15 protein-coding genes and 1 tRNA gene are annotated in these 16,457 nt (G+C 72.0%); 9 read left to right on the top strand and 7 right to left on the bottom strand.

Annotated elements, in window-relative coordinates; genetic code table 11:
* Nucleotides 1-6 precede the first annotated feature (6 nt).
* Nucleotides 7-996, bottom strand: coding sequence for an ABC transporter permease subunit (locus GD632_RS04175; protein ID WP_152189019.1), 990 nt, complete (start codon nt 994-996; stop codon nt 7-9).
* Nucleotides 993-1,979, bottom strand: a complete 987-nt coding sequence (locus tag GD632_RS04170; RefSeq protein ID WP_152189017.1) for an ABC transporter ATP-binding protein — start codon at nt 1,977-1,979, stop codon at nt 993-995. Before GD632_RS04170 ends, GD632_RS04175 begins: the two co-directional genes overlap by 4 nt.
* Nucleotides 1,980-2,326: 347 nt before the next feature.
* On the opposite strand from GD632_RS04170, the gene GD632_RS04165 reads away from it, so the two are divergent.
* From GD632_RS04165 to GD632_RS04155, 3 genes are read left to right on the top strand one after another with little or no spacing between them, the layout of a single operon-like run.
* Nucleotides 2,327-2,959 (top strand): hypothetical protein, encoded by a 633-nt coding sequence (locus tag GD632_RS04165; protein WP_152189015.1) that lies wholly within the window; start codon nt 2,327-2,329, stop codon nt 2,957-2,959.
* A gap of 27 nt (nt 2,960-2,986) precedes the next feature.
* Nucleotides 2,987-3,655 carry a signal peptidase I gene (locus GD632_RS04160; RefSeq protein WP_152189013.1) on the top strand — a complete coding sequence of 223 codons (669 nt, stop codon included), beginning with the start codon at nt 2,987-2,989 and terminating at the stop codon, nt 3,653-3,655.
* A 41-nt stretch (nt 3,656-3,696) separates the two neighbouring features.
* Nucleotides 3,697-5,199, top strand: a complete 1,503-nt coding sequence (locus GD632_RS04155) for a peptide MFS transporter (protein WP_226924539.1) — start codon at nt 3,697-3,699, stop codon at nt 5,197-5,199.
* On the opposite strand, the gene GD632_RS16170 is transcribed toward GD632_RS04155, so the two are convergent.
* The 4 genes from GD632_RS16170 to GD632_RS04140 form a co-directional block, all read right to left on the bottom strand.
* Complete coding sequence (locus GD632_RS16170) at nt 5,192-5,311, bottom strand: putative transporter small subunit (protein WP_226924538.1); 120 nt, start codon at nt 5,309-5,311, stop codon at nt 5,192-5,194. The two genes, GD632_RS04155 and GD632_RS16170, sit on opposite strands and share 8 nt — an antisense overlap.
* A gap of 11 nt (nt 5,312-5,322) precedes the next feature.
* On the bottom strand, nt 5,323-7,005 hold the full coding sequence (locus tag GD632_RS04150) for a sodium:solute symporter family protein (RefSeq protein ID WP_152189008.1): 1,683 nt from the start codon (nt 7,003-7,005) through the stop codon (nt 5,323-5,325).
* Nucleotides 7,006-7,341: 336 nt separating this feature from the next.
* Nucleotides 7,342-7,812: a PPOX class F420-dependent oxidoreductase gene (locus GD632_RS04145; protein WP_152189006.1), complete on the bottom strand. Its 471-nt coding sequence runs from the start codon at nt 7,810-7,812 to the stop codon at nt 7,342-7,344.
* A gap of 37 nt (nt 7,813-7,849) precedes the next feature.
* Entirely contained in the window at nt 7,850-9,064 is a 1,215-nt protein-coding gene (locus GD632_RS04140; RefSeq protein ID WP_152189004.1) for a hypothetical protein, read from the bottom strand.
* A gap of 476 nt (nt 9,065-9,540) precedes the next feature.
* Between GD632_RS04140 and GD632_RS04135 the strand changes: the two genes are divergently transcribed.
* On the top strand, nt 9,541-10,650 hold the full coding sequence (locus GD632_RS04135) for a calcium/sodium antiporter (RefSeq protein WP_152189345.1): 1,110 nt from the start codon (nt 9,541-9,543) through the stop codon (nt 10,648-10,650).
* Between the two features lie 176 nt (nt 10,651-10,826).
* Here the strand turns inward: GD632_RS04135 and GD632_RS04130 are convergent.
* Nucleotides 10,827-10,910: transfer RNA gene (locus tag GD632_RS04130), tRNA-Leu, on the bottom strand.
* Between the two features lie 172 nt (nt 10,911-11,082).
* Between GD632_RS04130 and GD632_RS04125 the strand changes: the two genes are divergently transcribed.
* From GD632_RS04125 to GD632_RS04105, 5 genes are read left to right on the top strand one after another with little or no spacing between them, the layout of a single operon-like run.
* Nucleotides 11,083-11,796, top strand: a complete 714-nt coding sequence (locus GD632_RS04125; RefSeq protein WP_152189002.1) for an FhaA domain-containing protein — start codon at nt 11,083-11,085, stop codon at nt 11,794-11,796.
* A 2-nt stretch (nt 11,797-11,798) separates the two neighbouring features.
* A complete protein-coding gene (locus GD632_RS04120; protein WP_152188999.1) occupies nt 11,799-12,275 on the top strand; it encodes an FHA domain-containing protein FhaB/FipA in 477 nt (158 codons plus the stop codon).
* Nucleotides 12,276-12,279: 4 nt separating this feature from the next.
* Nucleotides 12,280-13,566, top strand: coding sequence for a PP2C family protein-serine/threonine phosphatase (locus GD632_RS04115; protein WP_152188997.1), 1,287 nt, complete (start codon nt 12,280-12,282; stop codon nt 13,564-13,566).
* A complete protein-coding gene (locus tag GD632_RS04110; protein WP_152188995.1) occupies nt 13,566-15,002 on the top strand; it encodes an FtsW/RodA/SpoVE family cell cycle protein in 1,437 nt (478 codons plus the stop codon). Before GD632_RS04115 ends, GD632_RS04110 begins: the two co-directional genes overlap by 1 nt.
* Nucleotides 14,999-16,456: a peptidoglycan D,D-transpeptidase FtsI family protein gene (locus GD632_RS04105; RefSeq protein WP_152188993.1), complete on the top strand. Its 1,458-nt coding sequence runs from the start codon at nt 14,999-15,001 to the stop codon at nt 16,454-16,456. The genes GD632_RS04110 and GD632_RS04105 overlap by 4 nt, the downstream gene beginning before the upstream one ends.
* Nucleotide 16,457: the final 1 nt, after the last annotated feature.

Genomic DNA, 16,457 nt, shown 5'->3' with positions numbered 1-16,457 from the left:
CCCGCCTCAGACGGCGTCCCGCCGACGGAAGACGACGGCACCCAGCGCCACGACGACGGCGGTGAGGACGAGGAGGTAGGCCACGCTGTGGCCGAAGGACAGGGCGCGCTCCGTGTAGTCGCACATCGTGCCGCTCGCGTCGGTCGTGCACTCCTCGACGTAGTACGTCGTCCCGTGCTGGACCCAGCCGCTCACGTTGGTGGTCGGCAGCCAGGGGGCCGTGCGGGGCACGAGCCCCTGGACCATCTGGCTGGCGATGAAACCGACGACGACGAGACCGAGGACGGCGGCGGTGTGGCGCAGCAGGAAGCCGAGCGCGGCGCCCACGAGCGCGCCGGTCACGGCGAGGCCGAGGATGCGCAGCGCCATCCAGCCGGTGTCGGTCCACTGCGCGGCGCCCATCCCCGCGGTGAGGTCGAAGTGGTCGGCGATGAGCCAGGAGCCGCCGGTGACGAGGGCGACGGCGAGGACGGCGGCGGGGATCACGCCCAGCGCGGCCGCGACCACCTTCGAGGCGTACACCCGCAGGCGCCGGGGCTCGAAGCTCAGCCAGGTGCCCATCGCCCCGGTGCTGATCTCCGCCGCCGTGAAGGTCGCCCCGACGAGGCCGACGGCGAACAGGAGAAAGGTCGACGCGGCGCTGAGCCAGGAGGGCAACGACTCCTCCAGCGGTGGAGCGGTGACGACGTACCACTCACGCTCCGGTGCCGTCATGTCCTCGCAGGAGTAGTTCACCTCCTCGCCGAGACGATCGGCCTCCGCAGCCTCGTCCTCCAGGCACTGAGCCTTGTCCTCCTCGCCGTGCTCCTCCCAGTACGCGAGGTCCTGCTGGTACATCTCCTCCGCCAGGGCGAGGTCCTCGTCGGACATCGGCTGTGAGGACTCCCAGGCGGCCCACAGGACGAGCAAGGACGCCGCGAGCGCACCGAGCATCGTGAGGACGACGAGGCGCCGGGAGAAGAGTCGACGGAGCTCGACGCGCAGCAGGCGCATCATGCGAGGTCACCGCCGTTCGTCGGCAGGCCGGGCGCGCGGCCGTGGCGACCGCCGGAGCGCTCGTCCAGGCCCTGCCCGGCGGTGAGGTCGAGGAAGACCCGCTCGAGGTCGACCCGCTCGGCGGTGAGCTCGCTGACGTACAGGCCCCGCTGGGCGAGCAGCTCGGTCACCTGCGCCGGGTCCTGCACCCCCCGCACCCGCAGCAGGCCACCGTCGACGCGGACCCGCAGGCCGGCGTGGGTGAGGACCTGCTCGGCCGCCGCGAGGTCCGCGACGCCGACCTTGACCGCACCCGACTCGGAGCGTGCGCCGATGACGTCGGCCACCCGGCCCTCTGCGAGCAGACGGCCGCGCCCGATGATGGAGACGGTGTCGGCGACCTGCTCGACCTCGGCGAGGATGTGGCTGGAGACGAGGACGGTCCGGCCCTCCTCACCGAGGCGGCGCATCGTTTCGCGGATCTCCCGGATGCCGCCGGGATCCAGGCCGTTGGTCGGCTCGTCGAAGATGAGGAGGTCCGGGGACTTGAGGAGCGTCGCGGCGATCGCCAGACGCTGCTTCATGCCCAGGGAGTAGGTCCGGTACCGGTCCCCGGCCCGTTCGGCGAGCGCCGTCGACTCGAGCACCTCGTCCACCCGGCCGCGCGGGGCGCCGATCGCGCCGGCGAGGAGCTCGAGGTTGCGGCGTCCGGAGAAGGTGGGGAAGAACTTCGGGGACTCGACGATGGCGCCCACCCTGCCGATGACCTCCGGCAGCCGCTCGGGCACCTCCTCGCCGAAGATCCGCATGCTCCCGGAGTCGGGACGGATGAGGCCGAGCAGCATCCGGATCGTCGTCGTCTTGCCCGATCCGTTGGGGCCGAGGAAGCCGTGGACGCCCCCGACCGGCACGTGGAGGTCGAGGTTCTCGACACCGACACTGCCGCCGCCGCGCCGGCGGTAGGTCTTGCGCAGCGCGGAGGTGTCGACCGCGAGGTCGCTCATGTCGGGGCTCCAGGGGAAGACGGAGGCGGCCGACGAGGGCCAGCCTCCGGGGAGGCTACCGGCTCCCGGGCCGCCCGGACGCCGCTTTCGCGTGCGACCCTGCGGGGCGCGCGACCGGCGCCCGCACCGGGGTCTTGGGCCGACCGCGACCTTCCCCCAACCAGTGCTAAAGTCGCAACGCTCCTACTAACGTTGTGCTAACAGGCTGAGACGCTCCTCCAAAAGTATGAGGAACGTCACAGCCGATCCCGCTTGTCCCCCCACGGTGAGCGTCGCAGACTTCATCCGTTCGCATGGATCTGCGACCCCCGGGCCTCGGCTCGGTGACTCCCATGGAGGGAACCCCAATGGCTTCGACCGCTTCGATGTCCCGCTCGGCACGCTACGCACGGTGGCTGGCAGTCCCGGTCGGTCTTGTCGTCAGTGCGCTGCTCATCTGGCAGGCGTCCTACGCCGCCTTCACGGACAAGACGGACAACTCCGGCAACTCGTGGTCTGCGGGGACCGTGACGATCACCGACGACGACGAGGGCCGGGCGATGTTCGCCGCCGCGAACCTCGCCCCGGGATCGGGTGGCTCCGAGGAGATCACCGTCACCTACGAGGGCACGCTCAACGCCGTGGTCAAGGTCTACGGAGCCGGCCTCCAGGTGCTCGCCCCGACGGGTGACGGCCAGTCCCTGGAACCGGTGAGCACCACCGGCGACACCCTGGCGAACCACATCGAGCTCACCATCGACGGCAACGAGGGTGGCACGTTCGGTGCCGGCACGATCGGGACGCTCTACTCGGGGACGCTGGCCGACTTCGCGACGAACCGCGGTGAGGCCAACACCCCGATGCGCTACCCCGTCGCCGGGAAGAGCAACATGGCGGGCACGTTCCGCTTCACCTACAAGCTGAAGGACGACGCACCGTCCTCCGTCCAGGGTCAGCAGGTGCGCCTCAACTTCGTCGCCGAGTCCACGAGCACCAGCTGATCCTCCGGCCCCGGGAAGGAGCACGCCGTGAGCGACGCGCCCCCGAACCGGTGGGTCAGGCACACCGTCGCGCTGTGCGCACGGACGGTGCTGGCCACACTAGCCGGCCTCCTTGTCTGGACGGTGCTGCCGGTCCTCATCGGCTGGCAGCCCTCCGTGGTCCTCAGCGGCTCGATGGAGCCGGCGATCCGCACGGGTGACGTCGTCGTCACCCGCGAGATCCCCGCGAGCCGCTTGCGCCCGGGCCAGGTCCTCCTCGCCGATGCCCCCGGCGAGGAGGGCAGCCGGCTCCTCCACCGCTTCGACAGCACCGACGACGACGGCGGCATCGTCCTGCGTGGGGACGCGAACGAGACGGCGGACACCCTGCCCGTCACGACCGACGCCGTCCACGGCGTCGGCGTCCTGCGCGTGCCGTGGGTCGGGCTGCCGTACGCGTGGTCGGTGCAGGGCCGCTACGTGCCCGTCGTGCTCACGGCGCTCGGCCTGGGGGTCTGCCTCCTGCTCGGTCGGGTCCGCGAGCTCGGCCTCCGCCGGTCCCCCGCCCACGCGGCCCCGCGGCGCACCTGGGGGCCCCTGGCCGCGGCGGCACTCCTCGCGGTGGCCGTCCCGTCGACGAGCGGCGTCGACGCGAGCTTCGGCTCCACCCTCACCTACCCGGTGACCTTCACCACGCAGGCCCCCGGCGCACCCTGAGCCGATTGCGTCGCCGCGAACCCGGGCGGAGCATGGCCTCCATGGCTTCCGAGGACCCGGCAACCGCAAGCACGTCACCTGCAGCACCGGGGAGCACCGGCGAGGTGGGCGGCTTCCTCGGGCAGCCGCGCGGCCTGGCCAACCTCTTCTCGGTCGAGCTGTGGGAGCGGTTCTCCTTCTACGGCATGCAGGGCATCGTCCTGCTCTACATGTACTTCGAGGTCACCGAGGGCGGTCTGGGGATCGACCGGACGGTCGCCGCCGGGATCGTCGGTGCCTACGGCGGGTCCGTCTACCTCTTCTCGATCCTCGGCGGCTGGGTGGCCGACCGTCTCCTCGGCTCCGAGCGCACGATGTTCGCCAGCGCCGTCCTCATCATGCTCGGCCACATCGCGCTGGCGGTCGTCCCCGCCGTCGTCGGTCTCGGCGCCGGGCTCATCCTCGTCGCGATCGGTTCCGGCGGGCTCAAGGCGACGATCACCAACCTCGTCGGCGCCCTGTACACCGCCGACGACCCGCGCCGCGACGCGGGGTTCTCCATCTTCTACATGGGGATCAACATCGGCGGCCTGCTCGGACCGCTCCTCACCGGGCTCGTCCAGGAGACCTGGGGGTTCCACCTGGGCTTCGGCCTCGCCGCCGTCGGCATGGCCATCGGGCTCACCCAGTACTCCCTCGCGCGCCGCCACCTGCCCCACCCCACCCGTCGGGTGCCCGACCCGCTGCCCCGCAAGCAGTACGGGCGGTACGGCGCGGTCGCCGTCGGCGTCGTCGTCGTCATCGTCGTCGCCGTCCTCACCGGTCTCCTCACCCCCGGCAACCTGGCCGACGTCGTCGTCGTCGCCACCGCCATCGCCGCCGTCGTCCTCTTCGCCATCCTCCTCACCAGCCCCAAGGTCCAGGGCGACGAGCACTCCCGGGTGGTCTCCTTCATCCCGATGTTCATCGGGTCGGTCGCCTTCTGGGCGCTCTTCCAGCAGCAGTTCACCGTCATCACGATCTACTCCGAGGCGCGCCTGGACCGCGAGCTCTCGCTGCCGTTCATCGGGGACTGGACGATGCCGATCCCGTGGGCCCAGTCGTTCAACCCCTTCTTCATCATCGTCCTCGCCCCCGTCTTCGCGGCCCTGTGGACCCGGCTCGGGCGCCGGCAGCCGACGACGCCGGTGAAGTTCAGCCTCGGCGTCATGCTCATGGGTGCGGCCTTCCTCGTCTTCCTGCCCATGGCCGGGACGGTCGCGGTGCCCGTGCTGTGGATCGCGCTCATCATGCTCATCGCCACGTGTGGTGAGCTCCTGCTCTCCCCGGTGGGCCTGTCCCTGTCGACGAAGCTCGCCCCCCGGGCCTACCCGGTGCTCATGGTGTCGCTGTTCTACCTGTCCGTGGCGCTCGGCACCGCGCTGTCCGGCTCGCTCGCCGGCTTCTACAGCGAGGACAACGAGGTGGCCTACTTCGGCACCCTGGGCGCCGTGACGATCGGGGTCGGGCTGGTCCTGCTCGTGCTCGCCCCACGCATCACGCGGGCCATGCGCGGCATCAGATGAGCCGGCGGCCCTCGCGGCGCGCCTCACGCCAGTCACGGACGAAGCCGCGGGCGATGTGGAGGAGCACGGCGGCCACGATGACGGGCCACATCAGCACGTAGAAGGTGAGCATGTCTGCCTCTCTCAGCGGGTGGGGTTCTGGACGATGGGGCCGGGGACGGCGTCGTCCTCCTCGTCGAAGTCACCCGTCCGGCGGGCGATGAGCGAGAAGTCGAAGCTCTCCCGGTTGCGCAGGGTCAGCGCGACACACACGAGGGTGCTCACCGAGTACGCGACGAGCGAGGCACTGAGGACCGTGTAGTCGTGGAGGAAGCCGATGCCGAAGGGCGCCACGACGACGGTCGCGAGCACCCCGACGACGAGCGCCACCCGGGTCCCGAAGAAGCCGAAGCACATGAGCCCCAGCACGACGCCGACGCCGATCACCGCGAGCACGTCGACGAGGAGGCCGACGGGCCCGGTCATCGGGATGAGCTCGAAGCGCACCGGGACGAAGAGGGCGATCGCACTCAGCGTCGCCGCGGTGAACGCCACGTTCGTCACCCGGCCCCAGTAGAAGCTGGCGATGACCGGGAAGACGAGGGCACCCCACAGCGCACCGACGAACACGAGCAGCTCGAGGATGTTGAGCTGGCCGCTGGCGAAGTACAGGCCCGCTCCCGTCGCGACGATCATCGTCGCCCGCCCGACGAGCAGCATGGTGCGCGGGTCGGCCTTCCTCCGGCCGGCGACGTTCTGACCGTAGACGTCGGCCATCATGATCGAGCTGAGGGCCGAGAGGTCGGAGTCCGCCGTGGAGGACAGCGCGCCGATGATCATGACGAAGAAGACGGCGAGCAGCACCGGCCCCAGGTAGGTGATGGCCAGCTGCGGGATGAGGTTGTTGACGTCGCCGCCCGCCGGCTCGATCCCGAGGTAGAGCGCGATGACGCCGAGCATCCCGACCCCGATGATCGTGGCGCCGTAGCCGACGGTCGCCGTGACGAAGGTCGGCTTGATGAGGTCCTCCCGGACGGCGAAGAGCCGCTGGGCGATCGTCTGGTTGCCGATCGCGTAGGCGAGGACGGCGGCGATGTAGGGCGCGCCCTGGTTGAGGAAGGCATCGGAGGAGAAGAAGCTCTGCTGCTGCGGCGTGACGTTCACGGCGCCCGCGGTGAAGAGCTCGGGGCCACCCGCCGCGAAGAAGACGACGGGGATGATGACGACGACGGCGCCGAGCATCGCCATGACCTGCGTGAAGTCGGTGAGCACCGAGGCGCGGAACCCGGACCACAGCGTGTAGAGGAGGACACCGCCGGCGATGGTGACGATGCCCTGCTGGAAGCTGAACGGGGACAGCATCGCGACGAGCGCGCCGCCGGCGATGAAGTTCGAGGTGAGGCTGATGACGCTGCCCAGGACGTTGGAGCCCGCCAGCATGAGCTGGCTCGAGCGGCCGTGCCGGGCGTACATGACCTCGGCGAGCGTGTGGGCGCGAGGGGCGACCTTCCGGATGCGCCGCCCGAAGGGGTAGATGAACAGGATCATCAGCGCGCCCCACAGCCCGTAGTGGATGGGGCCGGAGACACCGTAGGTGTAGCCGGCGGTGGCGGAGGCGTACATCGAGGACGCCCAGATCCACGTCGCCGTCATCGACGCGGCGGAGACGCCGAAGCCGATCCGCGAGCCGGCCGTCATGTAGTCGTCGGCGTTCTCCTTCTTCTTGCTGATCGCCATCGAGATGAGCAGCGTGCCGCCGTAGAACACGACGAGCAGCGCGATGATGAGGGGAGCACCCAGCTGGCCTGCGGTTCCCTCGGGACTCATGGACTTCCTCTCCTCGGCGGGCCCCGGGCAGCCACGCGGTTCTCCGGGCACGCGGGCGCGACGGCCTGCCGGACCTGCCCCGCGGGGGCGTCCGGGCATCCGTGCACGCCATGCGCGCGGCCTCCCGACGTCGGGCCAGGAAGCCCGGTCAGCGCGCCCAGGCAAGCTCTTCCGCCATCTACGAGCGGGAGGCGCGGGCGCCGACCAACCCGAGGGACGTTAGCAAAGTTGGTCAAACTTATCTAAACGGCCGTCGCGGACTTGGGCATGGGATCTCCCGTTTTCCGCATGGTCACGGGGAAGGATGCGCGCGAACGGAGGACGACGGCGGGCGTGTCAGGCGGGGGCGCGATCGGGCGGGAAGCCGCCGGTCGCGACCGGCCCCCACCCCGTGAGGGTGATCCGCAGCAGCGACTTGCCCTGACGGCGCATCGCCTCGCGGTACTCCTCCCAGTCCGGGTGCTCCCCCGCGATGCACCGGTAGTACTCGACGAGCGCGTCCTCCGCCTCGGGCGAGGGCATGTCGAGGACCTCGGTGGTGCCGTCCACCTGGACCCACGCGTCGTCCCAGTCGTCGGAGAGGACGAGGACGGAGGCGGCCGGGTTGCGGCGGAGGTTGACCGCCTTCGCGCGGTCCGGGTAGGTCGAGATGACGATCCTGCCCTCGGCGTCGACGCCGCCGGAGACCGGGGAGAGCTGAGGGCGGCCGTCCGCCCGCGTGGTGAGCAGGACGAGGTGGTGCCGGTCCCGCACGAAGGCGAGGAGCTCCTCGCGGGTCACGCGGTCGGCGGTGGCGATGCGAGGCATGCGGCCATCGTAGGGGCGGAGCCGGAGCCGCGCCGGGTCACTCCCCGCGCATCCCGAGAATGAGCCACGAACCGCCGAGCAGAAGGCCGGCGAGCATGACCATGAGGCCCAGACCCTCCGGCCCGGACTCCGGCAGCTCCTCCCGGTCGCGCACCTCCGTCGGTCCCTCGGCAACGGCGACGGCCTGCTCGGGGACCGCTGCGGGGACCGTGACGAGCGGAGCGGCGAGCTCGAGCCGCGTGTCCTGCTCCTCCGCCTGTCCACGGGCCGGGGTGTCGACGGGGGGCGCCGACACCGTCGGGGGCGGTGTCCTCTCTGGGGAGGGAGCCGGCTCGACCGCGACCGGCGCCAGGTCGGTGAGCACGAGACTCACCTCCGAGGCACCTCCCGCGCCCGGGAGCGTCTCGACCGGGGAGCCGTCGACCTCGAGGCGGTGCCCCTCGGCCGCGGTGACGGTGAGCGTGACGGCGGCGGCGCCGTCGACGTACTCGGCCGTCACCGGGTGGGAGCCGGCGTCGAGAACACCGCCCTCGGCGTCGCGGACCACCTGACCGGGCACGTCGGGGACGACGACGGCGTCCGCGCGGCCCTCGCCGTCGAGCGCGGTCGGGGCGACGAGCTCGGCCGCCGCCCGCGGGTCGACGACGGCGCGGACCAGTGACGTCGTGCCGTCCGGAGCGAGCAGGGCGTGGCCCGGTGCCGCGACGACGGCGAGCACGAGCCGGTCGACGTCCGTGCCGAGGGCAACGGCGCTGAGCTCGAACCAGCTGCCGTCGGGCGACTCGACCAGGCGGGCGGCGGCACCGAGGTCGCCGACCGCGACGCCGTCGACCAGCCAGGTGAAGCCGCCGTCGCCCAGCGGAAGCACGTAGCCGGGGGCGCCGTCGACGACGGTGCGGACCGGCTCGGGCACGATGACGAGCACCGGGCCGGCCTCCACGGGCTCCTCCCCCTCCTCGGCCGGGGCGCCCTCGGTGGGCGTCTCGACGGCCGGCTCCTCGATCGGCGGCTCGGCGGCAGGCTCGTCGGCAGGAGGAGGAGTGGGGACCTCGTCCGCCGGGTCGACCGGGGCCGGCTCCTCGGTGGGGTCCTCGACCGGCTCCGGAGTCTCGACGGCGGGAACCTCAAGGACGGGAGCCGGCTCCGGTCCGGGCATCTCGAGGTGCTCACCGGGCAGGGCGCTGCCACCGGCGAGAAGGAGGGCGGCCGTGCCCGCAGCCCATCGGCTCGGCCACGCGCTGGCGCTGATCACGGCGTGCTCCCAGGGACGTCAGGCAGAAGGGGCGCACACGCGCCCACCGGACCTATCGGCAGACCGGGCGCGCGTTCAAGAGGTCGCAGCGAGGAGCTGGGCGGGGAGCTCGCGGGCACCCCGCCCTGCGGCGTCGCGTCGTCCCGGACCTGCGCCTGGGGGTGGAGGCACAGGTGCCGGGAGAACGGAGCCGGTCACGCAGTCGCGGACGGCGGGGGCAGCGCTGTCCGCGGCGACCTCGCGGCCGGGCGGAGCCGCCTCGAGCTCCGGGTCGGCGGCGATCAGCGTCAGGTACAGACGCGCTCGCCTCATCGACCGTCTCCCTCAGCGGCTCTGTCAGGAAGTGGCTGGTCCGCTCCCGTACCCAGCCCATCGGTCGACGGGCTCCGGAGTTGAGGAACGTCGACACGCGTCGTCGCGCCGGCACGAGGCGGCGCGCACCGTCCGGCGTGTCACTCCCGTCGCCTTGCGGCAGGCTGGCCTGCGTGACTGTCGTGCTTCTGCTCGGAGGACTCGTCGTCCTCGTCATCGGTGGCGAGCTGCTCGTGCGCGGCGCGGGGGCGCTGGCCCGCTCGTTCGGGATGTCCCCCCTCGTCGTCGGACTGACGGTGGTCTCCTTCGCCACCTCCGCGCCCGAGCTTGCCGTCACGGTGGACGCGAGCCTGTCCGGCAGTCCCGGCCTGGCTGTCGGCAACGTCGTGGGCAGCAACATCACCAACGTCCTGCTCGTCGTCGGCGTGGCCGGCATCATCCTGCCGATCGCTGTCCACCGGCCGGTCATCCGACAGGACGTGCCGGTGATGATCGGGCTGTCGGTGCTGCTCCTCCTCGTCAGCCTCAGCGGCTCGGTGAGCCGGCTCGACGGCCTCGTGCTGCTGGCCCTCCTCGTCGGCTACGTGGTGTGGCGGGTCGTCTCCACCCGGCGCAGCAGCCGTGACGAGGACGACGGTGCCGCGGCTCCCCCGGGGAGCCCCCGGCTCAACGCGCTGCTCGTCGTCGTCGGTGTCGCGCTGCTCGTCGTCGGGGCGCGCTGGCTCGTCGCCGGTGCCACGGACGTCGCCACCGCCCTGGGTCTCAGCGAGCTCGTCATCGGCCTGACGGTCATCGCCATCGGCACCTCCCTGCCCGAGCTGGCGACCTCGGTCATCGCCGCGCTCCGCGGGAACGTGGAGATGGCCGTCGGCAACGTGGTGGGGAGCAACATCTTCAACATCGGCGCCGTCATGGGCATCGCGGCTGTCGTCTCGCCCGACGGCGTCCCGGTGGAACCCGGAGCCGTGCGCTTCGACATCCCGGTGATGATCGCCGTCGCCCTCGCGCTGCTGCCGGTGGCCTTCACCGGCTTCTGCGTGGCGCGCTGGGAGGCGGCGCTGTTCGTCGCCTACTACGTCGCCTACGTCGTCTACCTCCTGCTCGACGCCGCTGGTCATGACGCCCTCCCGCAGTTCAGCGGCGTCATGCTCCTCTTCGTCATCCCGATCACCGTGCTCACTCTCGTGGTGCTCACGAGCTATGAGGTCGGCCTGCGCCGAGGACGCCGTGCCGCCGAGGCTGACGAGGCTCGACGCGCCGGGCCGGCGGAGTGACGCGAGCGCCTTCTTCGCCACGGCCACCGGCGTCCGGTGTATGCGCCGACACGATGGGAGCGCGAGTGTCGGTGAGCCCTCAGAGTGCTTCGGGCATGTCGCATGACGTCACCTCGGGAAAGTGAAAGGCCCGCAGGGCCCCAACTTCTCGCCGGGATCCTGCGGGCCTTCTGCTGTGCGCGAGGGGGGAGTTGAACCCCCACGCCCTTTCGGGCACACGGACCTGAACCGTGCGCGTCTGCCTATTCCGCCACTCGCGCGTTGTACAGCGTGGACGAGATTAGCACGGGGCCGGGACGGCCGACGACGCCGTCACCCGCAGGGAGAGCCGTCTCACAGCAGGGTGCCTCGGGGCGCCGCATCGAGCCGTCGATGCGTCAGGCGCGATGCACAATCGTTACGATCAGGGGGATCATGGGAGGAGGTGTGCCGATGGGAACACTCGATCGCTTCGAGAAGAAGGTCGAGAACGCGGTGAACAACGTCTTTGCCAAGGCGTTCCGCAGCGAGGTCAAGCCCGTCGAGATCGCGAGCGCGATCCGCCGGGACATGGACGACCGCGCCGCCGCCGTGTCGCGCGACCGCACGGTCGTGCCCAACGAGTTCACGGTGCTCCTCAGCCCCGCCGACCGCGAGCGCGTGGACGACTGGGGCGCTGACGCCCTCGCCGAGGAGATGGTCGCCGCCGCCACCGCCCACGCCGACTCCCAGCGCTACGCCTTCGTCGGCCCGGTCCGGGTCCACTTCGAGACCGACGAGTCGGTGAGCACCGGCCGTCTCAGCGTCACCTCTGCCACCCGCCGCGGCTCCACCGCCCCGGCGACGTCGACGGCGGCCTCCACCCGTCACCCGATCATCGACATCGACGGCCAGCGCTACCTCCTCACCGGCCCGGTCACCGTGCTGGGCCGTGGCACCGAGGCGGACGTCGTCGTCGACGACACCGGCGTCTCCCGGCGCCACCTCGAGCTGCGCGTCACGCCGGCGGGCACCGTCGCCACAGACCTCGGCTCGACGAACGGCACCTTCGTCGAGGGCCACCGGATCCAGGCCGCCACCCTGCTGGACGGCAACACCATCACGATCGGCCGCACCCGGATCATGTTCTGGAACGGTGCCACCGACGACGACCCGGCAGGCGGCTGACCATGACCGAGCTGGCAGTGACCCTGCTGCGCCTGAGCTACCTCGTGCTGCTGTGGGTCTTCGTCCTGGGGGCGCTTGCCGTGCTCCGCCGGGACATCTTCGGCACGCGGATCACCCGCCGCTCCCGCGGTGACGCGCAGCGCGGCCGCAGGCCCACGCCGCCCGCCCCGAAGCGGCCCACCCGCTCCACCCCCACCCGTCTCGTCGTCACGCAGGGGCCGCTCACCGGCACGACCATGCCGCTGGGCCCCTCCGCCGTCGTCGTCGGCCGCGCACCGAGCTCGACCCTCGTCCTGGACGACGACTACTCCTCGGGGCGCCACGCCCGCTTCTACCCGCAGGACGGTGCCTGGTGGGTGGAGGACCTCGGCTCTACCAACGGCACCTTCGTCGGGGACCAGCGCCTGACCCAGCCCGTGCAGCTGACCGCCGGCACCCCCGTGCGGGTCGGGCAGACGATCATCGAGCTGCAGCGCTGAGCCCATGCCGCTGACTGCCAACTACGCCGCCCGCTCCGACGTCGGGCTCGTGCGCTCGAGCAACCAGGACTCGGGTTACGCCGGCCCCTACCTCCTCGTCCTCGCCGACGGCATGGGTGGCCCGGCCGGTGGCGACATCGCCTCCTCCGTCGCCCTGGCCCACCTCGTCCACCTCGACGACGACCACCCTCCGGCCGACGAGCTCCTCCCCAGCCTGCGGGATGCCGTCTCCGCCGCCCACGCCGACCTCGAGGAGCGTGCCGAGGCCGACCCCGAGCTCGCCGGCCTCGGCACGACGTGCATCGCCCTGCTGCGCTCGGACAACAAGATCGCCATGGTCCACATCGGTGACTCCCGCGCCTACCTGCTGCGCGACGGCGAGCTCACGCAGGTGACGACCGACCACACCTTCGTCCAGCACCTCGTCGACACCGGGCGGCTGAGCGCCGAGCAGGCCGAGCGGCACCCGCAACGCTCGGTGCTCCTGCGCGTGCTCGGTGACACCGACGGCGACGTCATCCTCGACGAGTCGGTGCGCGAGGCGCGCGTGGGCGACCGGTGGCTGCTGTGCTCCGACGGCCTGTCCGGCGTCGTCAGCACCGAGACCATCTTCGACACCCTCGTGCGCGTGCCCGACCCCGGCCGCTGCGCCGAGGAGCTCATCGACCTCGCGCTGCGCGGCGGTGGGCCCGACAACGTCACCTGCGTCGTCGCCGACCTCCTCGACTCCGACGACCTGCCCCCCGGCCTCGTCCCCGCCTCGGGGCCGCAGGTGGTCGGCGCGGCCGCCACCGACCGGCTGCGTGGCACCCGCGGCACCTCCGGCGCGGCCGGGCGGGCCGCCGCCCTCTCCCCCGCCGCCCCGTCCCCGGACGACGACGACCCCGAGCCGCCCCGCCGCCGGCGCTGGATCGGGCGCACTCTCGTCACGCTCCTCGTGCTGGCGCTGCTCGGCGCGGGCGGATGGCTGGGTTACCGGTGGACCCAGACCCAGTACTTCCTCGCGCCCGAGGGAGAGGTCGTGGCGATCTACCGCGGCATCCCCCAGGAGCTGGGGCCGCTGTCCCTGTCCACCGTCCACTCGCGCACCGACCTGCGCCTCGACGAGCTGCCCGGCTACGCCCGCGACCGCCTCGAGGCGACGATCACCGTCTCCTCCCTCGCCCAGGCCGAGGACCGCGTGAGCGAGCTGCGGGACGAGGTCCGGGCCGCCGACCCCGACCCCACGCCGTCCACCACTCCCTCCCCCGGCCCCTCCCCCACTCCGGCGCCGACGGCGGGGGCCGACTGATGGCCATCGTCAGCCAGCAGCCCGGACGCCGGGGACGCGGCGTGGAGCTCGTCCTGCTCCTCCTCGGCCTGGCCATCGGCCTGTACGCCTACCTCCAGGTGGGACTGGCGACGGAGGGGGCCCCGCCCGCGGACATCGTCACCCAGGCGGGGGTGCTGGCCGTCCTGGCTCTCGCCACCCACGTCGTCCTGCGCTGGCGCGCGCCCTACGCCGACCCGGTCATCCTCCCGGTCGCGGTCGCTCTCAACGGGCTCGGCCTGGCGATGATCCACCGCATCGACATCGCCGACGGCAGCGCCTTCGCCTCCCGTCAGGTGCTGTGGACGATGCTCGGGGTCGCGGCCGCGATCGCCGTCGTCATCGCGCTGCGCGACCACCGGCTGCTGCGGCGCTACACGTACCTCTCGATGATCCTCGGCCTGGTCATGCTGCTCCTGCCGCTCCTGCCCGGGCTGGGCCGCACGATCAACGGCGCCCGGATCTGGATCTCCATCGGCTCGATGTCCTTCCAGCCGGCCGAGCTCGCCAAGGTTCTCCTCGCCGTCTTCTTCGCCGGTTACCTGGTGACCAACCGCGACACCCTGGCGCTGGCCGGCCGGCGGGTGCTGGGCCTGCAGCTGCCCCGGGTGCGCGACCTCGGCCCGATCCTCCTGGCGTGGGGGGTGGCGCTGGTCGTCCTCGTCTTCCAGCGGGACCTCGGCACCGCGCTGCTGTTCTTCGCGCTCTTCGTCGCCATGCTCTACGTCGCCACGGAGCGGGTGAGCTGGGTCCTCATCGGCCTGCTCCTCTTCGGTGGCGCCGCGGCGCTGGCCGCGACCACCCTCGGCCACGTGAGCGACCGCTTCGACGTGTGGCTCAACGCCCTGGACCCCGACATCTACTCCCGCCAGTTCGGCGGCTCCTACCAGGTGGTCCAGGGCCTGTTCGGGATGGCGTCGGGCGGGCTCATGGGCACCGGCTGGGGCCAGGGCCGGCCCGACATCGTGCCCTACGCCCAGTCCGACTTCATCATCGCCTCGCTCGGCGAGGAGCTCGGGCTCACCGGGCTGCTGGCCATCCTCCTCATGTACCTCGTCCTCGCCCAGCGCGGCATGCGGGCGGCCATCGGGGTCCGTGACGGCTTCGGGACCCTCCTCGCCTCGGGGCTGTCCTTCGTCGTCGCCTTCCAGTGCTTCGTCGTCGTCGGTGGCGTCACCCGGCTCATCCCGCTCACCGGGCTCACGATGCCCTTCCTCGCGCAGGGCGGGTCCTCCCTCGTCGTCAACTGGGTCATCGTCGCGCTCCTGCTGCGCATCTCCGACGCCGCGCGACGCCCGGCCGCGATGAGCGGTGACCTGCCCATCGGGCCGCTGGACACGAGCGGCGACGTCGCCGAGGTGAGCTTCCGCCCCACCGGTGACGACGCGAACCCGACCGAGGTGGTGAGGCTCTCGTGAACACCCCCGTCCGGCGGCTGACGACCATCGTCGCGCTCATGTTCCTCGCGCTCATGGTCGCGGCGACGTCCGTCCAGTTCGTCCAGGCCCCCTCCCTCAACGCCGACGGCCGCAACGTCCGCACGATCTACCGGGAGTTCGGCCAGGACCGCGGTCCGATCATCGTCGCCAACGAGGCCATCGCCTCCTCCACGCCGGTCGACACGGCCTACGGCTACCAGCGGGGCTACGCCGCGCCGTTCCTGTACGCCCACACGACGGGCTACTTCGCCGCCGGCCTCAGCTCGATGACCGGCATGGAGCAGGCCGCCAACGACGTCCTCGGCGGCACCGCCGACTCCCTCGCCGTCCAGCGCATCCAGGACCTCGTCACCGGCCGCCAGCCCCAGGGCGGCTCGATCGAGCTCACCATCGACGCCGCCGCCCAGCAGGCCGCCTGGGACGCCCTGGGCGACCAGCGCGGCGCCGTCGTCGCCCTCGACACCCGCACCGGGGCGATCCTCGCCTCGGTCTCCAAGCCGAGCTTCGACCCCAACGACCTCGCCACCCACGACGCCGCCGCCGCGCAGCAGGCCTACGACGCCCTGCTCGCCGACGAGCGCGACCCGCTCGTCAACCGCGCCATCGCCGGTGACCTGTACGCGCCGGGCTCCTCCTTCAAGGTCGTCACGGCCGCCGCTGCGATCGAGGAGCAGGGCCTGGAGGCGGACAGCCCGGTGCCCTCTCCCGCCCAGCTGCAGCTGCCGCTGTCGACCCAGGTGGTCAACAACCCCGGCGGCATCGCCTGCACCGCCGAGGACACCGCCCCGCTCCGCTACACGATGGAGCAGTCCTGCAACACGACCTTCGCCCAGCTGGGGATGGACCTGGGCGCGGAGCGGCTCGCCGAGCAGGCCGAGGCCTTCGGCTTCGGCCAGGAGCTGCGGATCCCGCTGCGCGTCACGCCGTCGACGTTCCCCGCCGAGATGGACGGCGCGCAGACCGCCATGTCCGCGATCGGCCAGTACAGCGTCCGGGTGACCCCGCTCCAGATGGCGATGGTGTCCCAGGCGATCGCCAACGACGGGGAGCAGCTGCAGCCCTACCTGGTGGCGACCGAGCGCAACGCCGACCTCGAGGTCGTCGCCACCACCGAGCCCACCGTGCTGCGCCGGTCCGTCACCGAGGAGACGGCGCAGGTGCTCACCGAGCTCATGACGAGCGTCGTCGCCAACGGCACCGGCAGCGCCGCGCAGCTGCCGGGCATCGCCGTGGCCGGCAAGACCGGCACGGCACAGAGCGGCACCGACGCACCCCCGCACGCCTGGTTCACCTCCTTCGCGCCGGCCGACGACCCGCAGGTGGCGGTCGCCGCCGTCGTCGAGAACGGCGGCATCGAGGGTGACGTCGCCTCCGGCGGCACGACCGCGGCGCCGATCGCGCGCGAGGTGCTCGCCGCGCTCCTCACGGGCTGAC

Source organism: Georgenia satyanarayanai (assembly GCF_009193135.1).
GTDB lineage: Bacteria > Actinomycetota > Actinomycetes > Actinomycetales > Actinomycetaceae > Oceanitalea > Oceanitalea satyanarayanai.
The sequence above is the reverse complement of the archived record's forward strand: the minus strand, read 5'-3'. Positions and strand labels throughout refer to the sequence as shown.